This window comes from Flavobacteriales bacterium, from assembly GCA_020635795.1.
Lineage (GTDB): Bacteria > Bacteroidota > Bacteroidia > Flavobacteriales_E > Vicingaceae > Vicingus.
The window spans coordinates 250834-274609 of sequence record JACJZD010000002.1; the positions used below are offsets into that span (position 1 = coordinate 250834).

22 protein-coding genes are annotated in these 23776 nt (G+C 33.5%); 14 read left to right on the forward strand and 8 right to left on the reverse strand.

Annotated features, from left to right (window positions below; genetic code table 11):
* Positions 1-38: 38 nt before the first annotated feature.
* Both H6589_08760 and H6589_08765 read left to right on the forward strand, forming a co-directional pair.
* A complete protein-coding gene (locus H6589_08760) occupies positions 39-575 on the forward strand; it encodes a sigma-70 family RNA polymerase sigma factor (GenBank protein MCB9174684.1) in 537 nt (178 codons plus the stop codon).
* 4 nt (positions 576-579) lie between these two features.
* Positions 580-1692, forward strand: a complete 1113-nt coding sequence (locus H6589_08765; protein MCB9174685.1) for a gliding motility-associated C-terminal domain-containing protein — start codon at positions 580-582, stop codon at positions 1690-1692.
* Here H6589_08765 and H6589_08770 read toward each other — a convergent pair.
* The gene (locus H6589_08770) at positions 1689-2438 is read right to left on the reverse strand and encodes an ATP-binding cassette domain-containing protein (GenBank protein ID MCB9174686.1); all 750 of its coding nucleotides are present in this window, start codon (positions 2436-2438) and stop codon (positions 1689-1691) included. The two genes, H6589_08765 and H6589_08770, sit on opposite strands and share 4 nt — an antisense overlap.
* Positions 2439-3182: an ABC transporter permease gene (locus H6589_08775; protein ID MCB9174687.1), complete on the reverse strand. Its 744-nt coding sequence runs from the start codon at positions 3180-3182 to the stop codon at positions 2439-2441.
* 127 nt (positions 3183-3309) lie between these two features.
* Between H6589_08775 and H6589_08780 the strand changes: the two genes are divergently transcribed.
* The 8 genes from H6589_08780 to lptB all read left to right on the forward strand — a co-directional run bounded on the left by H6589_08780 (position 3310) and on the right by lptB (position 12178).
* Positions 3310-4362 (forward strand): OmpA family protein, encoded by a 1053-nt coding sequence (locus H6589_08780; protein MCB9174688.1) that lies wholly within the window; start codon positions 3310-3312, stop codon positions 4360-4362.
* A gap of 312 nt (positions 4363-4674) precedes the next feature.
* Positions 4675-4902, forward strand: a complete 228-nt coding sequence (locus H6589_08785; protein MCB9174689.1) for a ferrous iron transport protein A — start codon at positions 4675-4677, stop codon at positions 4900-4902.
* 11 nt (positions 4903-4913) lie between these two features.
* A complete protein-coding gene (gene feoB / locus H6589_08790) occupies positions 4914-6893 on the forward strand; it encodes a ferrous iron transport protein B (GenBank protein MCB9174690.1) in 1980 nt (659 codons plus the stop codon).
* Positions 6894-7496 carry a SprT-like domain-containing protein gene (locus H6589_08795; protein ID MCB9174691.1) on the forward strand — a complete coding sequence of 201 codons (603 nt, stop codon included), beginning with the start codon at positions 6894-6896 and terminating at the stop codon, positions 7494-7496. It begins immediately after the preceding gene.
* Positions 7497-7666: 170 nt separating this feature from the next.
* Positions 7667-8908, forward strand: coding sequence for an aminotransferase class I/II-fold pyridoxal phosphate-dependent enzyme (locus H6589_08800; protein MCB9174692.1), 1242 nt, complete (start codon positions 7667-7669; stop codon positions 8906-8908).
* Positions 8909-8912: 4 nt separating this feature from the next.
* Positions 8913-10004, forward strand: a complete 1092-nt coding sequence (locus H6589_08805) for a mannose-1-phosphate guanylyltransferase (protein ID MCB9174693.1) — start codon at positions 8913-8915, stop codon at positions 10002-10004.
* Between the two features lie 220 nt (positions 10005-10224).
* Positions 10225-11031, forward strand: coding sequence for a twin-arginine translocase subunit TatC (gene tatC, locus H6589_08810; GenBank protein MCB9174694.1), 807 nt, complete (start codon positions 10225-10227; stop codon positions 11029-11031).
* Between the two features lie 415 nt (positions 11032-11446).
* On the forward strand, positions 11447-12178 hold the full coding sequence (gene lptB / locus H6589_08815; GenBank protein MCB9174695.1) for an LPS export ABC transporter ATP-binding protein: 732 nt from the start codon (positions 11447-11449) through the stop codon (positions 12176-12178).
* Between the two features lie 13 nt (positions 12179-12191).
* Here the strand turns inward: lptB and H6589_08820 are convergent, their stop codons facing one another.
* The 6 genes from H6589_08820 to miaB form a co-directional block, all read right to left on the reverse strand.
* A complete protein-coding gene (locus H6589_08820; GenBank protein MCB9174696.1) occupies positions 12192-12734 on the reverse strand; it encodes a hypothetical protein in 543 nt (180 codons plus the stop codon).
* A gap of 141 nt (positions 12735-12875) precedes the next feature.
* Entirely contained in the window at positions 12876-13241 is a 366-nt protein-coding gene (gene secG / locus H6589_08825) for a preprotein translocase subunit SecG (protein ID MCB9174697.1), read from the reverse strand.
* Entirely contained in the window at positions 13242-14156 is a 915-nt protein-coding gene (locus H6589_08830) for a hypothetical protein (GenBank protein MCB9174698.1), read from the reverse strand.
* Positions 14157-14669 carry an LptE family protein gene (locus H6589_08835; GenBank protein ID MCB9174699.1) on the reverse strand — a complete coding sequence of 171 codons (513 nt, stop codon included), beginning with the start codon at positions 14667-14669 and terminating at the stop codon, positions 14157-14159.
* Positions 14666-15910: a sigma-54-dependent Fis family transcriptional regulator gene (locus H6589_08840; protein MCB9174700.1), complete on the reverse strand. Its 1245-nt coding sequence runs from the start codon at positions 15908-15910 to the stop codon at positions 14666-14668. Before H6589_08840 ends, H6589_08835 begins: the two co-directional genes overlap by 4 nt.
* Positions 15911-15921: 11 nt before the next feature.
* Complete coding sequence (gene miaB, locus H6589_08845; protein MCB9174701.1) at positions 15922-17361, reverse strand: tRNA (N6-isopentenyl adenosine(37)-C2)-methylthiotransferase MiaB; 1440 nt, start codon at positions 17359-17361, stop codon at positions 15922-15924.
* Between the two features lie 210 nt (positions 17362-17571).
* On the opposite strand from miaB, the gene topA reads away from it, so the two are divergent.
* From topA to H6589_08865, 4 genes are all read left to right on the forward strand, one after another.
* Positions 17572-20049, forward strand: a complete 2478-nt coding sequence (gene topA, locus H6589_08850; GenBank protein MCB9174702.1) for a type I DNA topoisomerase — start codon at positions 17572-17574, stop codon at positions 20047-20049.
* A gap of 32 nt (positions 20050-20081) precedes the next feature.
* Complete coding sequence (locus tag H6589_08855) at positions 20082-21245, forward strand: formimidoylglutamase (protein ID MCB9174703.1); 1164 nt, start codon at positions 20082-20084, stop codon at positions 21243-21245.
* Between the two features lie 132 nt (positions 21246-21377).
* Positions 21378-22328 (forward strand): type IX secretion system membrane protein PorP/SprF, encoded by a 951-nt coding sequence (locus H6589_08860; GenBank protein ID MCB9174704.1) that lies wholly within the window; start codon positions 21378-21380, stop codon positions 22326-22328.
* Between the two features lie 108 nt (positions 22329-22436).
* Entirely contained in the window at positions 22437-23738 is a 1302-nt protein-coding gene (locus H6589_08865) for an SUMF1/EgtB/PvdO family nonheme iron enzyme (GenBank protein ID MCB9174705.1), read from the forward strand.
* The last annotated feature ends 38 nt before the right edge of the window (positions 23739-23776 follow it).

Genomic DNA, 23776 nt, shown 5'->3' on the forward strand with positions numbered 1-23776 from the left:
TTTTATAAAAATTGCATCTTAAACCCGAGTAGATGAAAATGAATGATGAGCAATTGGTAAAGAAATGTCTCGAAAAAGACGTTTTGGCTCAAAAATATTTATTTGAATCGTTTTCAAGGAAAATGATGGGGGTCTGTTTGCGTTATACTAAAGATGCTGAAGAAGCTCAAGATGTGTTGCAAATGGGTTTTGTTAAGGTTTTTGAAAAACTACATTTATTCAATAATGAAGGTTCTTTAGAAGGTTGGATTAGAAAGGTTTTAGTGAACACAGCATTGGATCAAATTAGAAAAAACAAAAAATTTGAAAATAATGTTGATTTAGATGCTGTTGATTTTAGTTTGCCTACCGAAAACGAAAATGTTTTAGACCAAATGGGGGCAAATGACTTGTTGAAAATTATACAACAAATGCCACCAGGTTTTAGAACAGTGTTTAACTTATACGCTATTGAGGGTTACACGCATCAAGAAATAGCAGACGAACTAAACATATCGATTAACACCTCTAAGTCACAATATTCGAGAGCAAGAGTTTATTTACAAAAGATAATAATAGAAGAAAAGATTATATAATACAGTGAAGAAAGATTTTAATAACATAGAAGAAGTATTTAAGAATGCATTTGATGGTTTTGAAGCCAATGTTGACCCATCTGTTTGGAGCAATATTCAAAGTCATATTAGTGCAGGTAATGGTTTGCCAAATAATCCATCATCGTTAGCAGCATCTGCTTCAAAAGCAGTTTTAATTAAAATTGTTGCTGGAGTTGTTATTGCTTCAGGTTTAGCTACATCGGTTTATTATTTATCAGACAGTAAAAATGAAGTTAAATCACCAGTTTCAACGGTGGTTACAGAAATCCATCAGGAGAACAATCAAGAAGCATTAACTCCAACAATAGAAGTTACAGAAAAAGTTGTTGCTGAAACAAATACCAACGAGACTTCTGTTCAAAATAATTCAGAGAAAACCACAGCAGAAAGTGTTGAAAAACAAATTAATGCTGATAATAATACAAAATCAGACAAACAACCTGTAAAAACTGAAAATAAATCTCAATCGAATGTTGTTGCTACACCACAAAATAACAACAATACTTTTGCAGTTTCTAGTAATAGCAATGCTTCTGGTAGTGTTGCTGATAAAAAAGTAACAGAACAGATTGATTTAACAGTTAAAATTAAAGCAAGCCAAACGAAGGGTAAGGCACCTTTAGATGTTGAGTTTAATGTAGATGGAAATGCAGTAGCTTATTCATGGGATTTTGGAGATGGGTCTGAAATTTCTGGACAAGAAAATAGCTTTCATACCTATACTGCTCCTGGAAAATATACCGTTAAACTTACGGCTATTGATAAAAATGCTAATGCAAAAACAACTCTACAAGTTATTACAGTTGAGCAAAATATCAAATCTTCTATTTCAACAATACCAACAGTTTTTTCTCCAAATGCCGATGGAATTAACGATGTAATAAAAATTGATGGTGAAAACATTAAATCGTTTACTGCAGTTGTCAGAGACTCTAAAGGAAACTTAGTTTTTGAGTGGAAAACATTAGAAGGTTTTTGGGATGGTAGAGATTTGAACAATCAAATTTTACCTAAGGGAACGTACTACATTGTTGTTGTTGCTGTTGGAGTTGATGGTGAAAACCATACCAAGAAACAAACGATACAGCTGTTTTAGAATCCTTTAAATTTCTGCATAATTTTTGAGGCATAGACAAAGTCGCACAGTTCTGGATTGTCGGTTTTTAGTATTTCTACATTATCACCTTCCCACCATTTTTTACCTTGATGTAAGAACATAATATTTTCTCCTGTTTCCATAACGGAGTTCATATCGTGAGTAATAACTATAGTGGTTATTTGGTATTCTTTTGTAAGTTCCATAATAAGGTTGTCAATCAATATACCTGTTCTTGGGTCTAAACCAGAGTTAGGTTCATCACAAAATAAATATTTTGGATTTAAAGCTATAGCACGAGCAATACCAACACGCTTTTGCATTCCACCACTTAGTTCAGCAGGAAAAAGATGGTTGACATTTTTTAAATCAACACGTTGAAGACAAAAATTAACCCTATCCAACATTTCCTCTTTCGTCATCTTGGTATACATCTCTAAAGGAAAGAGAATATTTTCCTCAACTGTTAGAGAGTTAAAAAGCGCCGAACCTTGAAATAACATACCTATTTCGGAACGAACTGCTTTACGTTTCATAAAATCCATTGAGGTAAATTCTCTACCATCAAACTCTACAGTGCCACTGTCAACCTCGTGTAAACCAACAATACATTTAGTAAGTACAGATTTTCCAGAGCCACTAGCCCCAATAATAAGATTCATTTCGCCTTGCTTAAAAGTGGCGGAAACATTATCTAAAACATTTTTGTTGTAGAACGATTTGCTTATGTTTTTAATCTCTAGCATCTATATCAACAACAATTCAGTAATTATATAATTTACAATAAGGATACATATACTGCTGTAAACAACCGATTTGGTACTCGCTTTACCAATTTCGATTGAGCCTCCTCTGGTATAGTAACCAAAAAATGCAGGAACACTGGTAATGATAAAGGCAAAAAACAAGGTTTTAATCAAGGCGTAAACAATGCTAAACAAGGTAAAATTCCAACGAATACCTAAAATGTACTTATCCATGGAAGTAAAATCGGAGTAGGCAGAAACAAACCAACCACCCATAACACCTAAAAACATACTGTAAACAATAATTACAGGAACAATTAAAAGGGCAGCAACAATCTTGGGTAAGATTAAATAAGAGGCTGAATTTACTCCCATAATTTCTAAAGCGTCAATTTGTTCAGTAATTCGCATTGTACCTATTTCGGAAGCAATGTTAGAACCAATTTTCCCGGCCAATATCAAGCACATCATCGTAGGTGCTAGTTCCAAAATAAACGATTGTCGAGTTGCAAAACCAATGGCGTAATCAGGAATTAAAGGACTATCAATATTTGATGCTGTTTGCAATGTAACAACTGCACCCATAAAAAAAGAAATAATGGCGATTAATCCTAACGAACCCAAACCTAGCGTGGTAATTTCTAGTAGGGTCTGTTTGCGGTACAATCTCCAATTGTCAGGTTTTCTAAAAACCCTACTCATTAAAATAAAGTATTCACCTATGGTATGTAAAGCTGTAATCATTTCTTATTTCTACTCGATAAAAGTAATTATTTATTAAAAAACATCATCAAGTAAATTTTTATTAATTTTTTCATCACCCATTTAGTTGTAGTAGGTATAGCTGTTTTTGAAATATTTTTATAACTTCATGCGTTCAATTAGTTTTCACCGTTTAATGAGACCACTGTTATTAATATTAGTTATAAGTTTTGGTATTAAAGCTCACGCTCAAAACCTTATTTTGAATGGTGATTTTGAAGAATTATCATCATGCCCACAGGGATTAAAAACTCTAGAAAAATCGAAGACACTTTTACATGTAACCAATCCAAATCAAGGAACTTTTGATTTTATTCATGAATGTGACGAAGATAATTATCCTCGTTATTCTTATGGAAAACGTGAGCCAGTGAGTGGTAAGGGATTTGTTGGGATAGGTGTTTTTGTTAATAATTCCATTGGGGTAGATAATTTAAAAGAATATATACAATTGGAACTTAGTGATTCCCTGAAGAAAGGATCTATATATAGTTTCGAGATGTTTTTAAGTTTAGCTAAGAATTGGCATATTTCGATAAATAATCTTGGAGTGTATTTTAGTAATGAATTTTTGCAACTAAAAACAGATGGTGTAATTCCAGTAAAGCCTGATATTGTCTCTCCAGAGTTTTTTGGGAACAAATCTGGTTGGGATAAATATTCGGGAGATTACATCGCTAGAGGAGGTGAAAAATATATAGTAATAGGCAATTTTAGAAAAAACAAAGATGTTAAAATAAAGAATGTTGATCCTGGGCCTACTTTTGAGAATTATGTTTATTATTTTATTGATAATGTTTCTTTAAAGTTAAACACGAACCTATCTGAAGGTATAGTATTAAACAACATAAATTTCAAAACAGGTAGTACCGAATTACTAGCTAGTTCCAATTTTGAATTAGATAAAATTGTAACTGTTTTAGAAACAAATTTAAATTTCAAAGTCGAAATAATCGGGCATACTGATAGTGATGGTAACGAATCAGAGAATATTAAATTATCAATAGATAGGGCTAATCAAGTATCAAAATATTTAATTGATAAAGGTGTTAGTGCTACGCGAATAAAAAGTAGGGGAGAGGGAAGTAAAATTCCTATCAAAGATAACTCTACACCAGAAGGTAAAGCTAAAAATAGAAGGGTAGAATTAAGGTTTTTATAAAATAAAGTAAAACTGATTCTTTTTAATGATAAATCTTAACTTTGATTTTCAATGAAACTAAAATTAAAACATATTGTACTAGGAATATTTATAACAAGTGTGTTATTCGCTTGTTCAGGGAGTAAAAAGAGCAAATGCAATACCTGCCCTAAGTGGGGGCACTATTCTCAAAACCCAACTTACCGTAACGTGTAGTCCAATTTTTTCTTCTTTTACACCTTTCTTCCTTCTTTTCTGATATTAATCATGTGTTGGCACTGAAAAAAAAATTACATTTGAGCTTTATTTAGACTAAATCTAAATAAGCAAGACATGACAACTTTAGATCAACTTAAAGAAAACGAAGGAGGAACCATCTGTAACATTGTCGACGAACAATTGGCTGTGCAGCTGCTTACCATGGGTTTTATTTTAGGTGAAGAAATTAAAGTTGAACGTATTGCTCCGCTTCACGACCCCATGATTATCACCTCTGGATGTAACTGTTTAAGCATCCGTAAAAAAGACGCTAAACACATCGAAATCAATAAAGCAAGCTAATTATTTTGAGTATTGCCGAGAAAAATCTATTGAACGTATTATTAGTTGGTAACCCAAACACGGGAAAAAGTACGCTTTTTAATGGCTTAACGGGATTGAGCCAGAAAGTAGGTAACTTCCCTGGTGTTACAGTCGATAAAAAGTCGGGAACCTTTAAGGTAAATAACCAGTTGGTGAATGTAGTTGATTTGCCTGGAACGTATAGTCTTTCGCCAAACTCCGAAGACGAAAAAGTAACGCATGAACAAGTTTTAAATGCTGCCGAGCACGATGTAATTGTTGTGGTTGCTGATGTTACCAATTTAAAAAGGAATATGTTGCTTTTAACTCAAATAATGGATTTGGGTAAAAAAGTGGTGCTGGTGTTAAATATGATGGACTTGCTTCAAAAAAATAAGCAAGAAATAAACATCGAAAAATTAGCTAGTCTGCTTGGTATTTCTGTTATTCCAATCAATGCTCAAATAGGCAAAGGGCTTCAAGAGCTTAAAGAAGCGGTAATTAATTGTAATACGAGTTCGGTTAAATTTATTGATGAAAAAACTTCTTCGTCTGGTGTTGTTGATGAAACCATGCTAAGGTATAGTAAAATCAATCAAATTTTATCGCAATGCTTAAACCAAAAAGGAGAGGATAAAATAGCTATACTGACCAAGAAAATAGATAATATTTTAACCCATAAAATTTACGGATACCTCATTTTTCTAGGAATATTATTTACCATTTTTCAGGCCATTTTCTCATGGTCGTCATACCCCATGGAGCTTATCGAAAATGGGTTTTTACTCTTGGGCGAGTGGTTAGGGAATACCTTGCCGCCTGGTATTTTTAACGATTTAATGGTGAATGGTATTGTAGCTGGATTGAGTGGGATTTTTGTGTTTGTGCCTCAAATTACGATGTTGTTTGGGTTTATTGTAATACTTGAAGATACTGGTTACATGTCGCGAGTTAGTTTTTTAATGGATAGGATTTTACGACAATTTGGGTTAAACGGAAAATCAATTATTCCATTGTTGAGTAGTACAGCATGTGCTGTGCCTGCAATAATGAGTACTCGAACCATCAATAATTTTAAAGAGCGTTTAATCACCATAATGGTAGCACCATTAATCAGTTGTTCGGCACGTATTCCAGTTTACACTTTATTGATAAGTTTAGTTATCCCAAAAGAAAGCAGTTGGGGGATATTTAATATGCAGGGCTTGTTAATGATGGGGCTTTATTTAATTGGTTTTATTGCTGCTTTGGCTGCTGCTTGGGTAATGAAAAAGCTCATTCAATCGAAAGAGAAGAGCAGTTTTATTATGGAGATGCCCATTTACAGAATGCCTCGCTGGAAAAATGTGGGATTGTCGATTTATAGCAAAGTTCAAATTTTCTTGTTCGATGCAGGAAAAATTATTGTCGCCATTTCTATTGTACTTTGGGTGTTGTCTTCTTATGGACCTGGAGATAAGTTTGAGCAAATAGAAAAAAAATACACCGTAGAGACGTATGATTATACGTCTCAATCTGATAATAAGATGTATAATAATACGTCTCTTACTGAAAATGAAATCAATACCTTAATTGCTGCCGAAAAATTAGAATCATCGTATGCAGGTATGATTGGAAAAACCATTGAGCCGTTGATTCAACCTATAGGATTCGATTGGAAAATAGGAATTTCCTTGGTTACCTCGTTTGCTGCAAGAGAGGTTTTTGTTGGTACAATGGCTACCTTGTATAGTGTAGGCGATGAGGATAATACCGCTTCAATTCGTACAAAAATGATGAATGCTAAAAACCATGTAACTGGCGAAAAATTGTATTCAAAAGCAACCACCATGTCGTTACTGTTGTTTTATGCGTTTGCAATGCAGTGTATGGCTACATTAGCGGTGGTTTATCGAGAAACAAAATCGATAAAGTGGCCACTAATTCAGTTGGTATATATGGGGGTGTTGGCATATTTATCTAGTTTTATCGTTTACCAAATTTTTGCGTAAATGAATCATGATTTATTAATTAAGCACGTTCCAGAAAGTAGTTTGCCAACGTTACTACAATGGTTTGGTGATTATGAGTTTAAATTAGCTTTTTCAAAAGCAAGGAGTACAAAATTAGGCGATTTTAGAGCCAGAAGAGGCTTTCTTCCACACCGAATATCTGTAAACCGAAACCTAAACCAATATGCTTTTTTAATTACACTCACACACGAGTTTGCTCATTTATTGATTGCAGAAAAATTTAAAAAACGTGTTTTACCACATGGATCAGAATGGAAAAATCAGTTTGCTGAGTTGATGCAAGTGTTGCTTGAAAAGCAAGTTTTTCCGGATGATTTGACTCAAATTTTACAAAAACACATTAAAAATCCAGCTGCTTCTTCTGTTCGAGATTTTAAACTTACGTTGGCGTTAAAAAAATACGATGTTCATACCGAACAATCTATTCATTTGGTTGATTTGCCTGATGGAGCGGTGTTTTCGTTGAAAAACAAACGAAATTTTATTAAGGGAGCAAAACAAAGAACTCGTTTTCTTTGTGTAGAAAATAGTACTAGAAGAAAGTACCTAATACACGGAGCAGCAGAAGTAATTGTTGATTAAAATTTTAACAACGATGTTAAATTTAAATTAAAATTGGGCTTTTGTTGAAAAATAATAACCTTAAAAAATTTTATAAGGAACTCGCTTTTCTTAACTTCGCGACACTAAACAAATAAAAGACTATGAGTATTTCATTACACGAACCTATCATCAATCAAAAAGTTTCCGAAATGGCCGAAAATTTAATCGGTTCAGAAATTATTAAACTTGCTGGAGAAGTTAAAGCTAAAATGGATAAAGGCGAAAAAATTCACAACCTTACCATTGGCGACTTTAACCCTAAAATTTTTCCAATTCCTGTAGAGTTAAAAAATGAAATTATCAAGGCTTATCAGAACGAAGAAACCAATTATCCTCCAGCAAATGGAATACAAGAATTGAGAGAGGCAGTTTCTCGTTTTTTACATACCAGAGAAGGATTGGAATACAATGCCAACCAGATTTTAATTTCTGGAGGTGCTCGTCCGTTAATATATGCTGTTTTTCAAACTTTAATCGACCCGCAAGATAAAGTGTTGTTTCCTGTGCCATCATGGAACAACAACCATTATACACACCTTTCAAGAGCACAACAAATTTTGGTTGAAACTTCTCCTGAAAACAAATTTATGCCTACTGCTGCAGATTTAAAACCGCACATTAGCGAAGCAACGATGCTTGCAATTTGTTCGCCGTTAAATCCAACAGGAACAACTTTTACAGAGGAAGGCTTAAAAGAAATTTGCGAAATGGTGCTGGAAGAAAACAAAAAAAGAGGTTTATCAAGAAAACCTTTGTATTTAATGTACGATCAAATTTACTGGACATTAACTTTTGGAGAAACTCGTCATGTTGACCCAGTAACTTTATGTCCAGATATTAAAAACTATACGATTTACATTGATGGTATTTCTAAATCATTTGCTGCAACTGGAGTTAGAGTTGGTTGGGCTTTTGGGCCACAAAAAATCATTGATAAAATGAAATCAATATTGAGCCATGTTGGAGCTTGGTCGCCAAAAGCAGAACAAGTTGCATCGGCTAAATATTTGGTTAACGATACTGCTATTGACAAATACTTGACTTCGTTTAAAAGCGAAATTAACCAACGATTAAATGCTTTTTACAAAGGCATGATTGAATTGAAAAATCAAGGCTTTCAAGTTGATGCCATTGCACCAGAAGCTGCTATTTATTTAACGGTAAATTTCAACTTGGTTGGAAAGAAAACAGCTGATGGAAAATTGTTAGCATCAACAGCTGATGTAACTGCATATTTATTGGATGAAGCTAAAATTGCAATTGTTCCTTTTAATGCTTTTGGTTCTTCAGCTGACTCTACTTGGTACAGACTTTCGGTTGGTACAGCAGTTTTATCAGAAATTGATGGGCTTTTTGTACAATTGAAAGCAGCATTGTCTAAATTAAAATAACAACATGTTAAACCCGAATAACTACTGCGTAATTATGGCAGGCGGCATTGGTAGCCGCTTTTGGCCTATGAGCAGGACATCTCAGCCTAAACAGTTTTTAGATATTTTAGGTACAGGAGAAACCTTAATACAACAAACCTACCGAAGGTTAAAACGCATTTGCCCCGAAGAAAACATATACATTGTTACCAATGACATGTATAAAGACTTGATTAATGAGCAATTAAAAGGCATCACCGATGAACAAATTATTTGTGAGCCAAGTAGAAAAAATACCGCTCCATGTATTGCCTATGCTAACCATAAAATTGCTTTAAAAAATCCTAATGCAAACATTGTTGTTGCTCCTGCCGACCACTTAATTTTAAAAGAAGATGAGTTTGTTCGTGTTATCAATTTAGCATTAAGTTATACCGAAAAAGATGATTGTTTGGTTACTTTAGGAATTACTCCAAGCCGACCAGATACTGGCTATGGTTATATTCAATTCGATAGCAATCACTCATCAATTAACGATGAAATTAAAAAGGTGAAAACCTTTACTGAAAAACCAGATTTAGATTTAGCCAAACAATTTATTGAAAGTGGTGAATTTTGCTGGAATTCGGGCATGTTTATTTGGAGTTTAAAAAGCATTAACAATGCTTTTGATAAGTTGTTGCCTCAAATGAACCAACAATTTAAAGATGGGACTAGTTTGTATAATACACCACAGGAAGCTGATTTTATTCAAAAAACTTATTCGGTTTGTAAAAATATTTCCATCGATTATGGTATTATGGAAAAATCGACCAATGTATATGTGATAAGTGCAGATATTGGCTGGTCAGATCTAGGAACTTGGGGATCTATTTATACTCATTTACCACAAGACGAAAACAAAAATGCTATTGTTGGTGACACGGTTATGATGTATGATTCTTCGAATAACATTGTGAATGTACCTAAAGACAAGTTGGTAGTTTTACAAGGTTTAGACGACTATATTGTGGTAGAATCGGACAATATTTTGTTGGTTTGTAAAAAACAAGACGAGCAAAAAATAAAGCAATTTGTTAACGATATTAAACTAACCAAAGACGATAGTTTTTATTAATAGAATATGCGATGGTTTTATTGTTGAAACCACATAGGAACATAGTTCTTTAACACTAAATTGTATTTAGCAAAACATAGTTCTTCCGATAAATCGGAAGAAAACTATTGCGACCTCTTTAAATGGATTTTATAATCTTTTTACAGTGAGAAACTATGTGTCTATGTGGTAAAAAAAAACTACATTGTTTAATTTTTTAAAAAGTACATTTGTACCTTAAATGAGTAATTCAAATAAAAACAAAGCTGAAATGTCGTTTTTGGAGCACCTAGAGGTGTTGCGGTGGCATTTGGTTAGAGCAAGTGTGGTGATTTTGATTTTCACCATTCTTATTTTTGCCTTTCCAACTTTTGTTTTTGATAAAATTATTCTAGCACAAAAAAGTGCTGATTTTTGGACGTATCAACTATTTTGCGATTTATCTCATTGGTTGGATAAAGGCGACTTGTTGTGTATGGGCGACCTCAATTTTAGTTTGATAAACATTGATATGAGTGGGCAGTTTTCTACGCACATTATGGTCTCGATTATTGGTGGTATTATTGTTTCTTTTCCCTACATACTTTTTGAATTATGGCGTTTTATTGCTCCAGCATTAGCTGAAAAGGAGCGTAGATATGCACAACGATTAATTTTTGCAGGTTCTATTTTATTTGCCATAGGTATTTTGTTTGGTTACTACTTAATCTCACCTTTTTCGGTACATTTTTTAGGAAACTATCAAGTAAGTGAATCGGTGGCTAACCAAATTAGCTTGAGTTCGTTTATTTCGACAGTAACAACAGTTACCTTGGCTTGTGGTTTGGTTTTTCAGTTACCATTAATCATTTACTTTTTAACTAAAGTGGGCATTGTTACTCCTGAGTTTATGCGTAAATACCGTAAACATGCTATTGTGGTGGTTTTAATTGCTTCTGCAATTATTACTCCGCCCGATGTAATGAGCCAAGTGTTAATGTCTATACCATTGTTGATATTGTACGAGTTTAGCATCTTTGTTTCACAAAGGGTAATAAAAAGTAAATAAAACCCAATTTTCTTATTTAACCACATAGAAACAAAGTGAAGTTTGTTGTTGTTTTTTTGCCTAAGTAATCATGAGAAAAACAATAGTATTCCCGACAAGTCGGGAAAAACTATGAGGCACTAGTTTATTTTCTTTTTAAAACAAAATACGATGTTGCCTATGTGGTTAAATGTTATATTTGGTAAGTTAAAAACCAAAAAAATTAATTGAAAAAAAGATTATTTTTACCAATCTGCGTTTGTAAAAATTTGTCAATTCGAGTGTCCAGCAGAATTGCGGGATGTATCGAGAATGTAAATTTTCAATAAAATAATAGATGTGTTCTCGATACTTTTTCTTTCAGAAAAAACTCGAACTGACATTTAGTTTTATTAAAAAATTCCTAAAAGCAGAATGGTTATTTTTGTAATATAATATGATTTTAAGAGCAGAAAATATACGAAAACGTTATGGCAAAAGAGAAGTGGTAAAAGGCGTTTCTTTTGATGTAAAACAAGGCGAAATTGTGGGTTTGTTAGGTCCAAATGGAGCTGGAAAAACCACTTCGTTTTACATGATTGTTGGTTTGGTTAGACCCAACGAAGGCAAAGTATTTTTAGACGATAAAGAAATTACCACCTCGCCCATGTATAAAAGAGCACAAATGGGCATAGGTTATTTACCACAAGAGGTTTCGGTGTTTCGTAAATTGAGTGTAGAAGATAACATTACGGCTATTTTAGAAATGATGCCGCTAACCAAAGCTGAACAAGCTGAACGATTGGAAGAACTGTTGGATGAATTTAGCTTAAACCATGTGCGTAAAAATTTAGGGCACAATTTATCGGGTGGAGAAAAACGACGAACAGAAATTGCGCGTGCCTTAGCCTCAAACCCAAGTTTTATATTGTTAGACGAGCCTTTTGCAGGTGTTGACCCTATTGCGGTGGAAGACATACAGCAAATAGTATCGAAACTAAAAGAAAAAAACATAGGTATTTTAATTACCGACCACAACGTACAAGAAACCTTAAGCATTACCGATAGAGCTTATTTACTGTTTGAAGGTAGTATTTTAAAAGCGGGTACTGCTGAAGAATTAGCTAACGACGAACAAGTACGCCGTGTATATTTAGGTAAACACTTTGAGTTGAAAAGAAAGGTATAGTTTCAAATATTACCTATGGTATGTACTGATTGGTACTATCTGGTTTTGGGCTGTATTGCCTAAAATAAAACGTTTCATCTAGAGCAGACACACCTGTTTTAACACCACTAACTAATCTATAAACTTGAGTAAATTTGAATGTTGTGTCATTCAAAATTGTCCCTTCTCTAGTATAAGCTGCTAGTTTATTACTTCCTGCCATCCATTCTTCAAGTTTAATACTACTTCCATTAATTATAAAGACACCCCAACCATATTTCTTAGTCATAATTTCTGTACTAATGGTTGAAATATAATTGTCTGCATCCGAAATATTAGATCCAGAAGGAGAACCTGTTTGCTTAACAGTTCCATTTCTATAAAACACTCGCATATGATAAAATCCACCACTCCAAACACTATAGTAATATCCATCAATACGTAATTCGTTACCAGTATAATTGGCTCGTTGTAAGGTTAGTTTGTCATCATGCGCCTCTCTCTCCTCTTTACTCTCTTTTTTACAAGCAAACAAAGTAATTAGACATAGTATAAGTATAGTGGTGCTTTTATTCATTTTATTTCAAAATATTGGTAATTGCTTTTTAAAGCATTGCAATAGTTTAATCAAATATACAAAATATTGTTTTTGAAAAGTATGATATAAAAAAAGCCCAACTCATTTGAGTTGGGCTTTTTAAATTATACGAATTGTATCTTATTGTCCTTCAGCAGGAGCTGGTTGTTCTTCGTTTGGTAACGGAGCACCGTTAACATTTTGAGGAGCATTTTGTACTGGCAATACTTTCTCGTCAATTTGTTCTTGTATTTTCGATTGGTTTACTGAGTCTTCGTCAATAGTTTTGGTTGGGTTAACAGCGGCAGAAGCAATACTCAGTACCACTAAAGCAATACCTAAAGTCCAAGTAGCTTTTTCTAAAAAATCGGCAGTTTTTCTAACACCCATTACTTGGTTGTTGGTAGAAAACGCTGAATCCAAACCACCTTTAGGATTTTGGATTAAAACAATAAGTAACAACAATGCACATACTATTATTACTAAAACGGTGATTAATGTAAACATCTATTTTATTTTTTGGTTTAAAATTTTAATTTGGTTTGCAAAATAAGTTCTTTTTTCTGGATTTTTCAAACTTAATTTCTGATATGTTTTTATAGCTGCCTCAAGGTTTCCTTGCTCAACCTGGATAAGGGCTAGCGTCTCGCTCACCAGGTCAGAATCGTCAACTACACTTAGCCTTGCCATGTTAATGGGCGAGTAAAATTCGGTTTTTTTAGGTTTAATCTTAGGGTCTTCTTGTATAAACTTGTCTATCAGGTCGAGGTTAATATTTTTTCTTGGTGTTTTTTCTTGAGTTCCTTGAGGTGCAGAAGTAGGTAAATGTTTCAACCAATCGCTAAACGTAAATGTAGCATTTTCATCTAATTCTTCTACTTCAAACTCCTTGCTTCCATCTTCTGTCCTCTGTCTTCCCTCTTCCCACTTCTGTCTTCTGTCTTCTGTCTTCTCACTTCCCTCTTCCAACTCCAACGAGTAACTGTTCGAAATAGCTTGGTTAATGTATTCCAATTCCAACAACTTGTCTTTCTTGTTTAGCTCTTCGTCAGCTTGTTGGGTTGTTTCTGTAGTAATAGATTCTTTAACGGTTTCTTTAATTTCTACGATAGGTTCCGATTGTTCTAAAATAATCTTGGTTTCTATAGCAGGTGTTTCTGTAACGGCAGGTTGAGCTTGTTCTACTTCAACGGCAGCGTTAATTAAATCGAACAAGCGTTTACGGTCGGCACTGTAAATGGCACTTTTTTTCAATTGTTGCTCAAATAACAAATGGTTGTTTTGGTTGAGGTGTATGGCTAATAACAATTGCCCACTTTGGCAATACGGAAATTCTTTAACCAACGAAGCTGCTTCGGTTTCAGAAACCTGTCGTGCTGCGTTTGCATCAGCAATGTATTTTATAAAATGAGTTGTTTGCATTTACCAGCTTCCTACCGATTTATTAAAAATATCTTGTGTTAACTGTGTATTTATTTCCTTAATCAATTCATCTTCAATACCTGAAATATTTACCGAACTGTCGTAATCGGTAAATCGAGTAAAATCGGTTTCAAAGTTTTGTTTTTTGTCTTTGGTGTTGTTAAACTTTACATGAACCGTAATGGTTAAACGGTTTTTTGCTGCTGTTTCGTTGCCTTGAATTGCCACCGATGTAATTTGATAATTGGTAATAGAGCCTTCAAACTGTAAATCGCCATTACTTGAAGCCAGCGTTAAGTTGGTTTGAGATATAAAAATATCTTTTAATGCTTCGGTAAAAGTTTGACTGTAATTTACGTTTGCCAACGGAGCAAAATTCTGGAATGTTTTTACTGAAACGGTCTTTACATCGTCAGCAATAGCAGCACCTGTAAACGAGTAGTTTGCCTTACAAGCAGCTAAAGCAGCTATTACAACAATAAGTAAAGTATATTTTAACGATGATGTTCTCAATTGTCTAAATTGTATTCTTTTATTTTACGGTACAAGGTTCGTTCAGAAATACCCAATTCTGTGGCAGCATTCTTACGTTTACCATTGTATTTTTCAAGCGCTTTTATAATAAACTCCTTTTCTTTATCTGCTAAAGATAAAGATTCTTCCATAACTTCTTCGTGCTGAGTAATGTTGTCGTTGCTTATAATTTGAGGTTTATATATTTTTTCTTGTTCCACCTCTCTGTTGTGCACCAACTCTTCAGAGCTTGAATACAACTGTTGTATGCTCTTTAAAATCGAATTTTTGTTTTCCGAATCAATTGATGATGCTTCTTGACTATTGATGATGCTAAACACCAATTTTTTTAACTCAATTACGTCGTTTTTTAATCCAAACAATACTTTATACAATATGTCGCGTTCCGATAAATCTGATTTATCTGCACCATCGTATAACGCAGGTAAGTTAGAAGTAGTATTGCTAGGTAAATATCTTAATACAATTTCGGTAGTAATGTTTCTAGCATTTTCTATTACTGAAATTTGTTCGGCTACATTTTTTAATTGTCGGATATTTCCTGGCCAACGATAATTGGTAATGGTTTCAATAGCACTTGGCTCTAAAACAATAGAAGGCATTCGGTATTTTGTAGCAAAATCGGATGCGAATTTTCGAAACAACAAATGAATGTCTTCTTTTCGTTCTCTTAGCGGAGGCAAGTTAATTGGCACCGTGTTTAATCGGTAAAACAAATCTTCTCTAAATTTTCCTTTGCTAATAGCATCGGGCAATTTTACATTGGTAGCTGCAACTATTCGTACATTGGTTTTTTGAACTTTCGATGAACCTACTTTAATAAACTCACCCGACTCTAACACCCTTAACAAACGAGCTTGTGTAGGTAGCGGTAACTCTCCAACTTCATCTAAAAAAATGGTTCCGCCATCAGCAACCTCAAAATAACCTTTTCGAGCATCATGCGCTCCAGTAAAAGCTCCTTTTTCGTGCCCAAACAACTCCGAATCAATAGTTCCTTCTGGTATTGCACCACAGTTTACAGCAATGTATTTGTTGTGTTTTCTTGAGCTTAACTGATGAATAATTTGTGGCATCACCTCTTTACCAGTTCCACTTTCTCCACTAATTAAAACAGATAAGTCGGTTACAGCCACTTGAGCAGCTATATCAATAGCCCTGTTTAGTGCGGGTGAAGAGCCAATAATGCCAAATCGTTGTTTTATTTGTTGTGCGTCCATTTTAAATTCTTTTAAATCACCGAACCCAATAATGTTCCTCTTGTACAATCATTAACATGTACATTTATATAGTCGCCAATTTTATGATTGCCTTTTGGAAAAACCACCACGGTATTCTGCGATGTTCTACCATAAAATTCTTGGTCAGATTTTTTAGATAATCCTTCAATCAAAATCTTATATTCTTTTCCAATAAAAGCTCTATTTCGTTCTAACGAATGAACTTTTTGTAAATCAATAATCTCTTGTAACCTTCTTTTCTTTGTTTCTTCATCAATGTCATCATCAAACTTACGTTCAGCTTGGGTGTTTGGTCGTTCCGAATACGAAAACATAAATGCAAAGTCGTATTTAACGGCCTCCATTAATGATAAAGTTTCTTGGTGTTCTTCTTCTGTTTCGGAACAAAATCCAGAAATAATATCGGAAGAAACGGTACAGCTAGGAATAATTGTTTTAATCGCTTTTATACGTTCTAAGTACCATTCGCGAGAATAACCTCTATTCATCAACTCCAAAATACGAGAGCTACCACTTTGAACTGGTAAATGAATATGTTTACAAATGTTTTCATACCTATTTATGATATGTAAAACATCATCACTAATGTCTTTAGGGTGAGAAGTAGAAAATCTTACGCGTAATAAAGGATTTATTAAGGCAACTTTTTCCATTAATTGAGCAAAACTAACTGACTGTGCTTTTTCCTCAACACTCAAGTTTTCAAATTCTTTTTTCAAACCATCTTGCCCATACCACAAATACGAATCTACGTTTTGACCAAGCAAGGTTACTTCTCTAAATCCTCTGTCAAATAAATCCTGAGCTTCTTTTAAAATGCTTTCAGGGTTTCTGCTTCGTTCTCTACCTCTGGTAAAAGGTACAACACAAAAAGTACACATGTTATCGCAGCCTCTAGTAATAGAAATAAAAGCAGTAACACCGTTACTCAACAATCTAACAGGACTAATATCAGCATAAGTTTCTTCTTTAGATAGAAGTACATTTACAGCCTTTCTGCCATCTTCTGCTTGATTTACGAGATTTGGTAAATCTCTGTATGCATCAGGTCCAACAACAATATCAACCAGTTTTTCTTCATCTAAAAATTTAGATTTAACTCGTTCAGCCATACAACCTAAAACACCAATAATTAATTCAGGCTTTTGTTTTTTGTATTTGGTAAACGATTTTAATCTGTTTCTTACCGTTAATTCAGCTTTTTCACGAATGGAGCAAGTATTTACAAAAACAACATCAGCTTCTTCAATATTTTTTGTGGTGTTAAAACCATTATCCGAAAGTATAGATGCAACAATCTCGCTGTCAGAAAAATTCATCTGGCAACCATAGCTTTCAATATAAAGCTTTTTTCCATCGTTTGATTTCGGCTCTATAAGTGTTGCACTACCTTGTATCGACTCGTCAATTGTCTTTTCTAACTCTTTCATTTTTCAATCTAATTGGGTGCAAAGTTAATTAAAAATACAGTTTAATGACAAAATGACACACTTTAAAACAAACTAAAATTGCTTGTTATTTTTTGCCAATAAAAAAGTTATTTCATTAAAGTAATTCCAATAATTTGCAAATCAAGAATATTATTTTATTTCTTTGCAGAATAATTTTTTTGAAATATCCATAATACTTAACATATTAATATGATAAAAAATCTAGTAATCGTTGAGTCTCCAGCTAAAGCAAAAACAATCGAAAAGTTTTTAGGTAAAGACTTTTTGGTTAAATCAAGCTTTGGTCATATTAGGGACTTACACGGAAAAAACTTATCTGTTGATATTGAAAATGGATTTGAACCGGAGTATGTGATACCTGCCGACAAGAAAAAATTGGTTACAGAACTTAAAAAATTAGCAAAAGAAGCCGAAACGGTTTGGTTGGCTTCCGATGAGGACCGTGAAGGAGAGGCTATTTCTTGGCATTTGTTAGAAGCGTTAGATTTAAAAGAGGATAAAACAAAACGTATTGTTTTTCATGAGATTACAAAGAATGCTATCACTAAAGCTGTTGAAAATCCTCGAAAAATTGATCAAAATTTAGTTGATGCTCAACAAGCTCGTCGTATTTTAGATAGATTGGTTGGTTATGAACTTTCTCCTGTTTTATGGAAAAAAGTAAAACCATCGTTATCTGCAGGAAGGGTTCAGTCGGTTTCAGTTCGATTAATTGTTGAGAGGGAGAGAGAAATACAAAATTTTGTTAGTCAATCTGCTTTTAAGGTAGTGGCAAACTTTATTGTAGGTGGTAACGTAAATTTAAAAGCCGAGTTGCCAAAACGATTTTCAACAAAAAAAGAAGCAGAAGATTTTTTAAACTCTTGTAAAAATGCCGAGTATGTAATTGAAGGACTGGAAACTAAACCTTCAAAAAAATCGCCTGCTGCACCATTTACAACATCTACTTTACAGCAAGAAGCCAGTAGAAAACTTGGGTTTTCAGTATTACAAACCATGACGGTTGCTCAAAAGTTATACGAATCAGGGAAGATTACTTATATGAGAACCGATTCTGTTAATTTATCGAATGAAGCGATAGGGGCTGCTAAAAAAGAAATTGTTAGTGCTTTTGGTGAGGAGTATTCTCAAGTAAGAAAATTTACAACCAAATCAAAAGGAGCTCAAGAAGCTCATGAGGCTATTCGTCCAACATATATGAATGCTCATTCAATTTCTGGAGAACCACAACAGGTACGATTGTACGAACTGATTTGGAAAAGAGCAGTTGCTTCTCAGATGAGTGATGCGAAATTGGAAAAAACCACAGTTAACATTAATATTACTACAAATAAAGAAAAATTTGTTGCTAAAGGAGAAGTGTTAATTTTTGATGGATTTTTAAAATTGTACATGGAATCTACTGATGATGAAAATCAAGAAGATGACGAGTCAATTTTGCCTCCATTAAAACAAGGAGAAAAGCTACAATTGAATGATATTGTTGCTTCAGAACGATTTTCGTTAAACCCACCAAGATATACCGAGGCGAGTTTGGTAAGAAAACTAGAAGAATTAGGTATAGGTAGACCATCTACATACGCTCCTACGATAACAACTATTGTTAAAAGAGGGTACATTGTAAAAGAAGATAGAGAAGGTAAAGAAAGAAATTATACTGTTTTAACATTAAAAAACAATCAAGTCTCTGATAAAACGCTCAAAGAAATTTATGGTGCAGAAAAAAAGAAAATGTTTCCTTCAGATATTGGAATGATTGTAACTGATTTTCTTGTTGAACATTTTAATAAGGTAATGGATTACGGTTTTACAGCTAAAGTTGAAGAGCAATTTGATGAAATTGCCGAAGGACAAAAGAAGTGGAACAAAATGATAGAGGAATTTTACAATCCTTTTCATAAGCGTATTGAAGATACAATGGAAAATGCTGATAGGGCCTCTGGAGAAAGAGTTCTTGGTATTGATCCAGAATCTAAAAAAGAAGTTATTGCTCGAATAGGAAAGTTTGGTGCAATGATACAGATTGGTAAAACTGATGATGAAGAAAAACCAAAATTTGCAAGTTTACAGCCAGGTCAGTCATTAGATAATATTGAGCTTAAGGAGGCATTAGAGTTGTTTAAGTTTCCAAAAACATTAGGTACTAGTAAAGGGGAAGAGGTTGTGGTAGCTTTTGGAAGATTTGGACCTTATGTTAAGTTGGGTAATCTTTTTGTGTCAATACCTAATGATGAAGACATCAATTCGATCGATTTAAAAAGAGCACTAGAGTTAATCGCATTAAAAGAACAAGCTGATGCTCCAATAGATACTTACGAAAATTTACCAGTACAAAAAGGTAAAGGAAGGTTTGGTCCATTTATAAAATGGAATAACATGTTTATTAACGTAAGTCGAAAATATAATTTTGATAAATTGAGCTCTGCTGATATTGCTGAATTGATTGAAGACAAAAAGAAAAAGGAAATAGAGAAATTTGTACATAATTGGGAAAGTGAAGGTATTTCTGTTCAAAAAGCTCGTTGGGGAAGATATAACTTAGTCAAAGGAAAAACAAAGATAGAACTTCCGAAAGATACAGATGTTGAGTCGTTTACTTTGGAAGCTGCAAAAAAAATGATTGAAGATAAAAAGCCTGCAAAAAAGACCAAAACAAAGAAAAAATAGAACAACTATTGTTATACACTAAATAAATCAAAATGGATTTTTCAGATTTTTTCGAACCCATAAATCTTAATCAAGGCGATTTAAACATTAATTATTCTAGCAATAGCTTTGTAAACGATATTACATTTTATAATGGTCAAGAATTAAAGGATTTTTCCATTGCTTTAATAGGGGTAGGAGAAGAGAGGGGTAGTGTTTCAAATTCGGGAGTGTCACAAGCACCTAATCATGTAAGAAAGTATTTATATAAGTTAAATAAGATATCGGGTAGCGCAAAAATTATTGATTTAGGTAATTTAAAAATAGGTGCATCATTAAATGATACCTACTTTGCATTAAGCTCTATTTTAGAAGAGTTGATTAAGTACAATGTTATACCTGTAATAATTGGCGGCGGACAAGATTTAACCTATGCAAATTTTTTAGCGTATAAAAACCTAGAACAAACCGTTAATTTAGTTTCTGTCGATTCTCATTTTGATTTGGGAGAGCCTGATGCAGATATTAGTTCAAATAACTTTTTAACAAAAATAATTTTACATCAACCAAATTTTTTATTCAACTATAGTAATATAGGTTATCAATCTTATTTTGTAGATAAATCAGAAATAGATTTAATGAACAAGCTGTTTTTTGATGTGTATCGATTAGGTCAGGTTCAAAAAAATATTGAAGATGTTGAACCAATAGTTAGAAATGCTGACATCATCTCCTTTGATGTGTCATGTATTCGACAAGCTGAATCACCTGGTAATTCAAATGCATCACCTAATGGTTTTTATGGCGAACAAGCTTGTCAAATTACTAGGTATGCAGGATTAAGTGATAAACTAACTTCAATTGGGTTTTATGAAATTAACCCTGAATTTGATAACAATGGACAAACATCTCACTTGGTAGCCCAAATGATATGGTACTTTATAGATGGAGTAAATAATAGAAAAAAAGATTTTCCAGTCGGTTCCAGAAAACCTTATACAAAATATAGGGTTAACATTCAAAATGGTGAAAATGAGTTGATTTTCTATAAAAGTGATAAGAGCGAGCGTTGGTGGATGGATGTTCCATATCCTTCTCATCAGAAAATAAAATACGAAAGACATTTATTGGTTCCATGTTCTTATAAAGATTATCAAACGGCCTGTGAAGATGAAATGCCCGATAGATGGTGGCAGACATTTCAAAAACTAGCCTGATTTTCAGTTATGAACAAGAAATTAACAATTAAAAGTTGAAAAAGTTTTTGGAAAAAAATAATTTTTATTTATCTTAGCCGACTAATGTGTATAATAGTGTATTATAATTAAACAAGAAAAACCCCTATTTATATGAAGAAACTTATTCTTTCTATTACTTTATTTGTTGTTGGTGCTAGCGTCTATGCACAACAAGATGCACAATTCACTCAAAACATGTTTAATAAATTAGCCATTAACCCTGGTTATGCCGGAGCTAATGGAGGTATTTGTTTTACATTGTTAAGTAGAACACAGTGGACTGGCTTTGATGGGCATCCACAAACACATTTATTTAGTACTGATGCATTAATTTTTAATAAGCATGGTGTAGGATTAACTGTTTTTCAAGATAAATTAGGTATTGAAAGTTCATTAGTTGCTAAATTGGCATATTCTTATCATTTAACTTTAGGACCTGGTTCTTTAGGTATAGGTCTTGATGCAGGGATGTTAAATAAGTCTTTTGGTACTGGTTTTATAGCTGTAGACGATCCAACATTAGATCCCTCAATACCTAATAGTGGTACTTCAGCGAGTACCTTTGATTTGGGTGTAGGTTTGTACTATAACATTCCAAATAAAATGTATGTGGGTATTTCTACTTTGCATTTAACGGCTTCAGAGCTAAAAGATGTAGCTGATGCTGGTGGTGCTGGTGCTTTAAATTATGCACAGTCTCGTCACTACTATATTATGGCGGGTTATGACTGGGATATTAATGGTAGTGGAAAATGGGTTCTTAAACCATCTATCTTAGCTAAAACTGATGCTGCATCAACGCAGTTGGATGTAAATGCTTTGATGATGTACAATAATTTATTGTGGGGAGGCGTTTCTTATAGAATAGAAGATGCTATTGCTGTATTGGCTGGAGTAAACATTCCTCAACTGCCAGGATTAAAAATAGGAGCTTCTTATGATATTACGACGTCTACTTTGGGAGATTATAGTAATGGTAGTTTAGAGTTTATGATTAAATATTGTACAAATATATCTAAGCCTGCAAAAAGAGAAGTTTATCATTCAGTAAGATTTTTATAATAATTGTAACCTAATAAATTTAATTACGTTAAAGTGCAGTTCGCCGTTAACTTATAAAGCGGCACTATTCTAAAACATAAATTCGAATAGTAAAAACTAGGAGGTAAAATGAAACGAATATTAATTTTAATAACAATTACTATACTTTACTCATGTAGTAAAGGAAATGGTGAGTTGATTGGAGTTCAAGGTAGAGAGGAATGGTATCAACCAGATCCTTTTGGAATGCTTTTTATTCCTATGGGTAGTTACAATATGGGTCCATCAGATCAAGATGTTCCTTATGCGCTTACAGCTCAATCAAGAACGGTTTCTGTTCAAGCATTCTATATGGATCAGACAGAAATTTCTAACAACGAGTATCGTCAGTTTGTTTTTTGGGTTAGGGATTCCTTAGCTCGAAGAATTATGGCTGAAGAAGTAGATGAAGAGGCGTTTTCAATTTCTGAAAATGGATATGGTGAAGAGATTGACCCTCCAGTATTAAATTGGTATGAGAAGTTAAAATGGGATTCTCCTGAAGCAAGAGAAGCTTTAGAGCCAATGTTCTATATTCCTTCTGAAAGGTTTTATAATAGAAGAGAACTTGATGCAAGAAAACTGATGTATGAATATTACTGGATTGATTATAAGAGAGCTGCTTTAAGAGAAAGTAGAGATTCAGAAGATCATCCGTTTAGTATGGATCGCTCTAAGTTTATTATGAGAGATGTAATTAATGTGTATCCAGATACATTAGCTTGGATTCATGATTTTACATATTCATTTAACGAACCAATGACCAAAAACTATTTTTGGCATCCAGCTTATGATGATTATCCAGTAGTTGGTGTTTCTTGGAAACAAGCTACTGCGTTCTGTATTTGGAGAACTCAGTTATTAGAAAGTTTCTTGATTGAAAATGGAGGGATTATTGTTAACGATTTCAGGTTGCCTACAGAATCAGAGTGGGAGTGGGCTGCAAGAGGTGGCTTAGATTTGAGTCCTTATCCTTGGGGTGGGCCTTATATTAGAAATAGTAGAGGTTGTTTCTTAGGAAACTTTAAACCAATGAGAGGTAACTATATTGATGATGGTGGTTTTCATACAGTTAAAATAAATTCATATAACCCAAATGATTATGGTTTATATTGTATGGCTGGTAATGTAGCAGAATGGACAAGTAATGCTTTTGATGAGTCTGCATATAATTTTGCTCATGATTTGAACCCTGACTATACTTATGATGCAAATGAAAATGATCCTCCTTCTTTAAAAAGAAAGGTAATAAGAGGTGGCTCATGGAAAGATGTTGGGTACTATCTTCAAACTGGAACACGTACTTACGAGTATCAAGATACAGCGAAATGTTATATCGGATTTAGATGTGTGATGACTTATTTGGGAAGAGCGAAAGACGATAATTTATAAACAGTAATTAATTAAAACCTATCTATATAATTAACTTT